Source organism: Streptococcus caprae (assembly GCF_042649745.1).
Classification (GTDB): Bacteria; Bacillota; Bacilli; order Lactobacillales; family Streptococcaceae; genus Streptococcus; species Streptococcus caprae.
This window is the reverse complement of record NZ_JBHRZV010000001.1, coordinates 19902-28074: the sequence shown is the minus strand read 5'-3', so window position 1 is coordinate 28074 and position 8173 is coordinate 19902. Positions and strand designations below refer to the sequence as shown.

The following is an 8173-nucleotide window of genomic DNA, read 5'->3' as shown; positions in this document are numbered from 1 at the left end:
ACTCGTATTTTCATTGCCATAAACATAAAACGAGAGAAGACAAGTCCTGTCCTCTCTCGGTGTTAAATTGGTCAACCCACTACAGTTGACAAAGAGCCGAGATTTATGAAAAAGAAAAAGTTTTAGGATGGTTATAGTATAGCTAGCCTTGCTTAAAGAAAACTAAAGGCAACCTAAAACTTTTCTAGATCACTTTATTTATTTTGTCTGGGCATTTAGCCAGTCAAAAACATTAGTATAAGTTACGCCATCAACTTCAGCAGTTGCAGTCCCTCCATTGCTGGCATTGCTTGGCTCAAAACCAGTAATACCTTCAGCTTCGATAATTTTAGCTGGGTCTTGAACACCAGACATCTTATTGTTGAAGAAATATGTCCATGACCAGTGGCCCATGTAAGAAGTTCCTGGAAGGTCACTTCCCTCAACACTTTCATAGTAAGAAAACCACTTGTTGCTAGCTCCGCTATCGACCAAAGCCTTATAAACCGGTAGAGCATAGGTAGTAGGGTCGACGACAGTGTCATTAGCCGCATGTAGGAACCAGATCGGCTGATTGGTCAAGGCTTCCAGTTTTTCATCTGTGAAGTAGACATCCTCTGTCCGCACCATAGCCTTACCTGACAAGCTCTTGTCGCTATCAACCAAGGTATAGGCACCATTATCGTCTCGTTCATAGTTATAGTAAGAATAAGCTGCTGCTTGTGGCACTAGGGCTGCAAAGTAGTCTGGGTAGTTCACAGCCATGTTAAGAGTCATGTAACCACCGTTTGAGCCCCCAGTCAGATAGATACGGCTGGTATCGACGTCAGGATGGTTAGTTACGTATTCATCAATGGTATCCATCAGAGCTTGCGTATAACGAGACACTCCAGAGCCTGCACCATTGGTCCCATCTCCTTCATCCATCCAATAGGTTTTAGTCTGTACTGCTAGAACATAGGCCCCTGTTTGGTCTTCAGAAGTAAAGTGCCCTTGAATTTCTGGGCGCGCCAGGGCAACGACTTCATTCCCCAAAAGGGTAATATCAGTATCGGTACCACCTTCTCCTTGGCCATGCAACCAGATGACAAGCGGATTAGCACTTCCACCTGCCAGACTATCCGGTTCGTAAGCTGCATATTGAAGCGTCACTTCTTCATCCTGACCCGTAAAGTCATTAGTATAAGTGCCTGTTCGACTACCTCTATTGGTAAAGGCTGCTAAATCTGCTGATACACGGTTAGCAATGGCATCAGCCTCAGTTTCCAGGGTATAATCTGTCTCACCTGAGGTCAAGGTCAATCCTGAGATCTTAACCGGATAATCCACTGACCAAGTGTTTTGGAAGGTTTCCAAACTATAGGTAAAAGGAGTTCCCGGAGCTGTTACCTTTTGAGCATCGAAGGTCACCGCCAACTCCAAGGTCACATATTGACCCTCTGTGCCATCACTGAGGGCATTGCCATCCGCATCAGAAACATAAGCCTTCTCAATCGTACGATCAGACTTGGCTGTTTCAATCTTAGCCTTGCTAGCGTCAACTGTCTTAATCGGTTTATCCAACTGAACAATTATCTTATTGACCGACGGACCAAACTCATAGCCGGTCACATTGATGCTAACCTTGGAGGCTGCAATGGTAGACTGCTCTGTCTTGTCTTCCTTGGCCTTGGTCGAACAAGCAACTAGAGCTAAAGCTGCAAGAGATACCAAACCAAACTTCATAAGTTTTTTCATAAAAACCCTCCTAAAATAAATTGGTATGTTCTGATTGCCCTACATCACGCAAAAAACCTAAATGAACACCGAAACGACCAACAGAAAATCTGCTGATTGGGGGCTATCATTTAGGTTTTGCCTGATTAAATACTCTTCCAAAATCAAAATTATTCATCGTTAGGTTTCCTTGACTAACTCCAGTTATGTCTGCGTCAACCTGCCTTGTCTAATCCTGATTTTGATTGAGTATAAACAGTAACAATCCTTACCTGTTCATAGTAACACTTCTCAACAAGAATTGCAAGCGTTTTCTTGATTTCGTCTTTTAGTTTTCTACATTTCTAAAGCAAAATCACCGGCTAACAACGATGCCAAAACTATTTAAGTTTTGAAAAAGCAAACGAAAACACCAGCTCATACAAGCCGGCGTTCTCAGGAGATTTATGAAAAAGATTTGCCAGCCCTTGGTGCTTTGGCACTTAGGGATGACGATACTGCCTTAGGCAGTGAAAAGTTTTAGGATGGTTATAGTATAGCTAACCTTGCTTAAAGAAAACTAAAGGCAACCTAAAATTATTTTTCTATCCCTACAATACCCTTTACTTCAAAATAAGCTGCCATCCATTGATTAAACCAATAATCAGGGAAATCAGCTAAATTATTCGTTAATCTGTATGCATTATAAGTCGACTTAGGTTCAGATAGCTTCGTTACCACGACTATTGTGTTCGGATCAGATTTTTCTATAGCCTGATACTGAGCTCGCACCTCAAGATAAGATTGATGAATATCCATGATGGCTCTCGTATAACTCATAGAAAAAAGAACAAGAAATGAGCTAACAACAACTAGTTGAAGGAATAGGGACCACTTGCATTTAAGCAAAAGCATGCCCAAAGTAAGACCAAGCAAAATTGCCGAGCAAAAGAGGGTCCGGTCAGGTATTTCTGGAGAAACAAAAAGAATGACAGCTGCAACCAAATGGCCAACAAAGAGAACCATGACCCAGAATAATTCTAATTCTTTAAACTCAAGTTTTTGGAATCGTATCACACAGAAAAGGCACAGCAGCCCAATATAAAGATAAGCGAACTGAGACCATAGTTGATTAAAAATCAAAAACAATCGCTCACTGACAATCGCTATGTTTAAATCTGACTGTCCCCGCGTTTGAGAAGCAGGAGATAGCAAAATCGTTAAAAAACTTAATCCAGCTATACCTAGACTCATGAAATGAGAAAGACAAATTTTTTTAGAAAAGCCGTCCTTATATATTAGAAATACGAAAGCAATTAAAATTATTGTTGGAGAAGAGTTTTCATTGCAGGCGCCAGCTAAAAAGGCAAGGAAAAAAAGAGAGAGCTTCTGATACCATTCCACTTTTGAATACTCTAGTGTTTTGACAAAATAAAGAAGAAAAGTGAGGTAGAACAAGCTAGTCCACAAGTAATTCACAGACCCAGACAACCATAAAGCCGTTTGCCCAAAACTAGGTAAAAACAACCAATAATAAAGAAAGGCTAACAAATACCAAATAGGGGAAATCCGCTTGGCCATTATAAACGAAATAAACTGACAGCTTAATCTTATCAACGTAAGAAAAGCTAAGCTATTAAGAATATCAAAAACATATCCGTCAAACTGTGTCAGAAATTGAACAATTGCATGTGAAACATAGCGACCATTCCATAACTGCCAATGAACATATTGGGAACGAATAATTGACCAAATTCCATGAATCTTTTCTAGATTAGCAGTCGGCAAGGTGTCTTTAAAGACAAAGTGATACATATAATCATCTGAGGTCAACAAAGTCCAGTGATTAGCTAAATACAGTAGAAAAAAGCCGAGACAAAGGATAATTCCTCTATGCCATTTCTCTATTTTATTCATACTAAACTTCCTTATCAAAATTCTTCCGTCTGATTTTAAAGTCTGAACTAACAACTTCTTCCACATTAAGGACAGAGACAAAGGCATCCGGGTCTTGTTCTGCAACGATATCCTTGACAATCAGCACCTCGGAAGGGTTGAGAGCCACATAGAGTACCTTAACATCCTTACCCGAATAGGCACCGCTCCCGTTTAAATAGGTCACTCCGCGATTGATTTCACTAAGAATAGTCGCTGCAATCTGCTCAGAAGCCTTGGAAATAATCAGCATCCCCCGCACAGAGTAACCACCCTTTTCTACCATGGTCAGCACTTGACTAAAAACAAAGCTTGCAATCAGGGTGTAGACCATGTGATTGAGGTCGATATAGGTCAAGGAGAGGGTCAAGACAACCGCGTCCACCATCAAGAGAGTTTGACCGATTTGACGCCCTGTCTTTTCTTCAACCAGACGTCCGATGATGTCACCGCCACCAGTCGTTGCCCCATAGCGAAAGACCAAGCCACTTCCCAGACCAGCAAACATCCCTGCCAAGAGGGCAGCAACCAGAATATCGTGCTTGAGGTCAATGACTAGGGGAACCTTCTGCCAAATCCAAATGAAAATCGACATGGTCACTGTTCCATAAATGGTCAAATATAGCGAACGCCGTCCAAAAACCCGAGCCCCCATGACAAACAAGGGTAGGTTAAACAGAAAAGACGTATAGGCCGGATCGATGCCAAAGAGATTATAAATAATCAAAGTCAGCCCAGCCAGGCCACCTTCTGCCAAATGATTGGCCATGTTGAACTTGACAAAACCAAAGGTATAGATGGCCACACCCAAGGTAATAAGAGCCAAATGGACAGGATTAAAGGAAGAATGTGAATGTTGCTTTGCCATAAAACTCCTTTGCTAGCTTCTTGTTCAGCCCCATCTTAACCCCTTTATCTCGTCCCCTTATCGTCTTCAAAGCGACCAATGATTTGGACATTTTCAGCAACTGAGATAAAGGCTGATGGATCAGCTTTTTTCATCAAATATTTAAAATCAGCAAACTCTGCGCGTGTGATAATGGTGAGAAGAATGGCCTTTTTCTCACCATTATAGGTGCCCTCAGCCTCATTTATCAGGGTCACGCCTCGGCCCAAACGACGATGAATGACCTTGGTTACTTTTTCAGGACGACTGGTAACAATCATGGCCTGCATTTTCTTTTGCTTGGTGTAGAGGGCGTTAGTCACACGACTTGAGACGAAAATCGTCACCATGGAATAGAGGGCGTACTTCCAACCAAAGAGAAGGCCGGCAAAGACCATGATAACTCCGTTCACCATGAGTGAAATATTACCCACCTCACGCCCCGTCTTGCGACGCAGGGTCAAGGAGACAATGTCTGTCCCACCGCTGGAGATATTGTTCATCAAGCCATAGCCAATTCCAACTCCCATGACCAAGCCACCAAAAATAGCATTGATAATGGGGTCCGTTGTCAAGGTCACCTGGGGAACGATTTGGATGAAGACCGAACTCAGGGTTACCGTGATAAAGGTAAAGACGGTAAACTTATGCCCAATGCTCCGCCATGCTAGAACCAAGAGAGGCAAATTGATGGCATAAAACACGATAGAGACCGGCAGGTTAAATCCAAAGTGATGCTCCGCAACGCTTGAGATAATCTGAGCCAGCCCGGTCACACCACTGGAATAGACATGACCCGGTTGAAAGAAGAAATTAACCGCAATGGCTGACAAAAGTCCATAGAAAAGCGATGCAGAGATTTTCTCTGCATACTTTTCTCTAGATATACTTCTCACCGTTTTCAGCAAACCATAGCGCTTGGCAAGGCGATTAAGGTAATAATTTAGTTTTTTCTGTATTGGGGTTTTCTTACTCATGAATGTCTACTTGCAAGGCAAGTTCTGTCAATTGTTTTTGGGCAACAGTACTTGGCGCCTGAGTCATTGGATCAGCAGCCTTATTATTTTTAGGAAAGGCAATCACTTCGCGGATGTTATCCTCGCCTGCTAAGAGCATTACGAGACGGTCAAGACCGATGGCCAAACCACCGTGTGGTGGGAAACCATAATCCATAGCTTCCAAGAGGAAACCAAATTGTTCGTAGGCTTCTTCTTCTGAGAATCCGAGAGCCTTGAACATTTGTTCTTGCAGGTCCTTACGGTAAATCCGTAGACTACCGCCACCCAGTTCGTAGCCATTGAGCACGATGTCATAGGCCACTGCCTTAACCTTGCTCAGGTCACCAGACAAGTCTGCCACAGTTTCTTCAGTTGGCAAGGTGAAGGGGTGGTGGGCAGACATATAGCGGTCTTCTTCCTCAGACCATTCAAACATTGGCCAGTCAACAACCCAGAGGAAGTTGAACTTGCTCTCATCGATGAGGCCGAGTTCCTTAGCGATGCGACCACGCAGGGCACCGAGAGTATTGTTAGCCACTTCAAGTGTATCTGCCACAAAGAGCACCAGGTCGTTTTCAGCCAAGTCAAGCGCGCTGGTCAAGTCAGCTTCTACTGCTGTCAGGAACTTAGCAACCGGACCTGCCAAAGCACCGTCCGTCACCTTAACCCAGGCTAGGCCTTTGGCACCATGTTGCTTGGCCAATTCCGTCATCTTATCGATGTCCTTACGCGAATATTGATCCGCATGCCCCTTAACCACAATAGCCTTAACGACAGGTGCTTCAGAGAAGACCTTAAAATCCAGACCACGGACAAGAGCCGTCACATCCTGCAAGAGCATGTCAAAGCGGGTGTCTGGTTTGTCCGAACCATAGCTGTTCATCGCCACATCATAGCTCATTCGTGGGAATGGCAGAGCGACCTCGATACCTTTGGTGTCCTTCATGACCTTGGCCAAGAGTCCTTCAACGATGTCTTGGATATCCTGATCATTCAAGAAAGACGTCTCCAAGTCTACTTGGGTAAACTCAGGCTGACGGTCCCCACGCAAGTCTTCATCGCGGAAACATTTAACGATTTGGTAATAGCGGTCAAAACCAGCATTCATCAGCAACTGCTTGGTAATCTGTGGACTTTGAGGCAGGGCATAGAAATGTCCTTGCGACACGCGCGATGGCACCAGGTAATCACGCGCTCCTTCTGGTGTTGACTTGGTCAACATCGGGGTTTCCACATCAATAAATTCCAAATCATCCAAATAATTGCGGATACTGTGGGTCACCTTGGCACGTAGTTTAAGGTTTTCCAACATCTCTGGACGACGAAGATCCAAGTAGCGATAGCGCATTCTAGTATCGTCGTTAGCCTCAATACCGTCCTTGATTTCAAAAGGCGTTGTCTTAGCTGTGTTGAGGACTGTCAGACTTGACACCTGCAGTTCAACGGCACCCGTTGGTAGTTTGTCATTGGCCTGCTCACGCTCAGCCACCACACCAGTCACCTCGATGACAAACTCTGTGCGCAACTTCTCAGCCTGGGCCACAACCTCTGGACTTACCGTCTCAGGATTGATGACCAACTGCATGATTCCCTCACGGTCACGAAGGTCAATAAAAATCAATCCACCCAGGTCCCGACGACGGCTGACCCAACCCGTTAAAGTGATTTCCTGACCGACATGCTCCCCACGAACACGCCCAGCATACATACTACGTTTCATTCATTTTTTCCCTGCGACCTGACCTACAAGCCACATTCCTTTCCAATACGGTTAATACTCACTCAAAATCTCATTAGACAAAACAGGTTGACGCAGACATAACTGGAGTTAGGCAAGGAAACCTCAGGATGTCTTATGAAATTTTGGAAGAGTATGAATACTTTCTTAGTATATCAAAAACAAACTAATTTTCCCATAGATTGGGCGTCTTTTTCTCATGAATGGCAGAGCAGGTACTTCGCCAACTCTACCGCTCTGCTATTTTCCCTATAGAGCCAGAAAAACTAACGCTTGAGTCCAATTTTCTGGGCAATAATAGACTGCAGATTATCATCCTGCAGGACCTCCTCCAAGCGCTTGTCCTTACGATAACTGGCAAAAAAATCCAAAAACGGCATCAGCAAGTAGAGATAGGTGCCATAGGTCCCTAAATAGAGAGCCAACGCCACGAGAGCCAAATTGAACAGGATGGTCAGCCAAACCCGGCGCAGATAGTAGTGATGTATCCAGCCAGACACCTTGCCCTTCTCCCAGTCAAATCCTAACTCCACTAGAGGAATAAGGTTAATAGCGGTGATGACCAAGACATTCAAAATCCCAAAAAAGAGGACCGATACCCACTCGTCCTCATAGGCTACTAACATCTTGATAGTTAGGGGAAAGAGGGCCAGTAGTGCGTGGGCAAAGACATCCAACAAGAGACACTCCAGTTTGGTTACCTTGGCCTGGATGATAATCTTGGCACGCCGATACCAGATATTGACCAACAGCATAAAGGACACCAGAAAGAGACTAATTTCCTTGAAAAAATTCAGCAATTCTTCAGGCTTGGTCGGTGCCGAAATCTCCAACACCAAAATCGTCATAATAATCGCGATGATGGCATCACTCAGCACATCAAAACGGTCCAGTAATTTTTTCATGTCTTTACTTTCTTGCTTTAAAATAGGAAGCGAGCTA

General features: G+C 44.0%; 6 protein-coding genes. All 6 read right to left on the bottom strand.

Going from position 1 to position 8173, the window contains the following annotated elements; genetic code table 11:
• Window positions 1-198 precede the first annotated feature (198 nt).
• Window positions 199-1716 carry a prolyl oligopeptidase family serine peptidase gene (locus tag ACFORF_RS00115; protein WP_380424121.1) on the bottom strand — a complete coding sequence of 506 codons (1518 nt, stop codon included), beginning with the start codon at window positions 1714-1716 and terminating at the stop codon, window positions 199-201.
• Window positions 1717-2271: 555 nt separating this feature from the next.
• Complete coding sequence (locus ACFORF_RS00110) at window positions 2272-3591, bottom strand: DUF3329 domain-containing protein (protein ID WP_380424119.1); 1320 nt, start codon at window positions 3589-3591, stop codon at window positions 2272-2274.
• A gap of 1 nt (window position 3592) precedes the next feature.
• Complete coding sequence (locus tag ACFORF_RS00105; RefSeq protein ID WP_380424117.1) at window positions 3593-4477, bottom strand: YitT family protein; 885 nt, start codon at window positions 4475-4477, stop codon at window positions 3593-3595.
• 44 nt (window positions 4478-4521) lie between these two features.
• Entirely contained in the window at window positions 4522-5472 is a 951-nt protein-coding gene (locus tag ACFORF_RS00100) for a YitT family protein (protein WP_380424115.1), read from the bottom strand.
• Complete coding sequence (aspS, locus tag ACFORF_RS00095) at window positions 5465-7213, bottom strand: aspartate--tRNA ligase (protein WP_380424113.1); 1749 nt, start codon at window positions 7211-7213, stop codon at window positions 5465-5467. Before aspS ends, ACFORF_RS00100 begins: the two co-directional genes overlap by 8 nt.
• A gap of 284 nt (window positions 7214-7497) precedes the next feature.
• Window positions 7498-8136 (bottom strand): TMEM175 family protein, encoded by a 639-nt coding sequence (locus ACFORF_RS00090; RefSeq protein WP_380424111.1) that lies wholly within the window; start codon window positions 8134-8136, stop codon window positions 7498-7500.
• Between the last annotated feature and the right edge of the window lie 37 nt (window positions 8137-8173).

Coding starts and splice junctions, on each gene's coding strand:
- ACFORF_RS00115 (WP_380424121.1), bottom strand. CDS start 1,716: ATGAAAAAACTTATGAAGTTTGGTTTGGTATCTCTTGCAGCTTTAGCT.
- ACFORF_RS00110 (WP_380424119.1), bottom strand. CDS start 3,591: ATGAATAAAATAGAGAAATGGCATAGAGGAATTATCCTTTGTCTCGGC.
- ACFORF_RS00105 (WP_380424117.1), bottom strand. CDS start 4,477: ATGGCAAAGCAACATTCACATTCTTCCTTTAATCCTGTCCATTTGGCT.
- ACFORF_RS00100 (WP_380424115.1), bottom strand. CDS start 5,472: ATGAGTAAGAAAACCCCAATACAGAAAAAACTAAATTATTACCTTAAT.
- aspS (WP_380424113.1), bottom strand. CDS start 7,213: ATGAAACGTAGTATGTATGCTGGGCGTGTTCGTGGGGAGCATGTCGGT.
- ACFORF_RS00090 (WP_380424111.1), bottom strand. CDS start 8,136: ATGAAAAAATTACTGGACCGTTTTGATGTGCTGAGTGATGCCATCATC.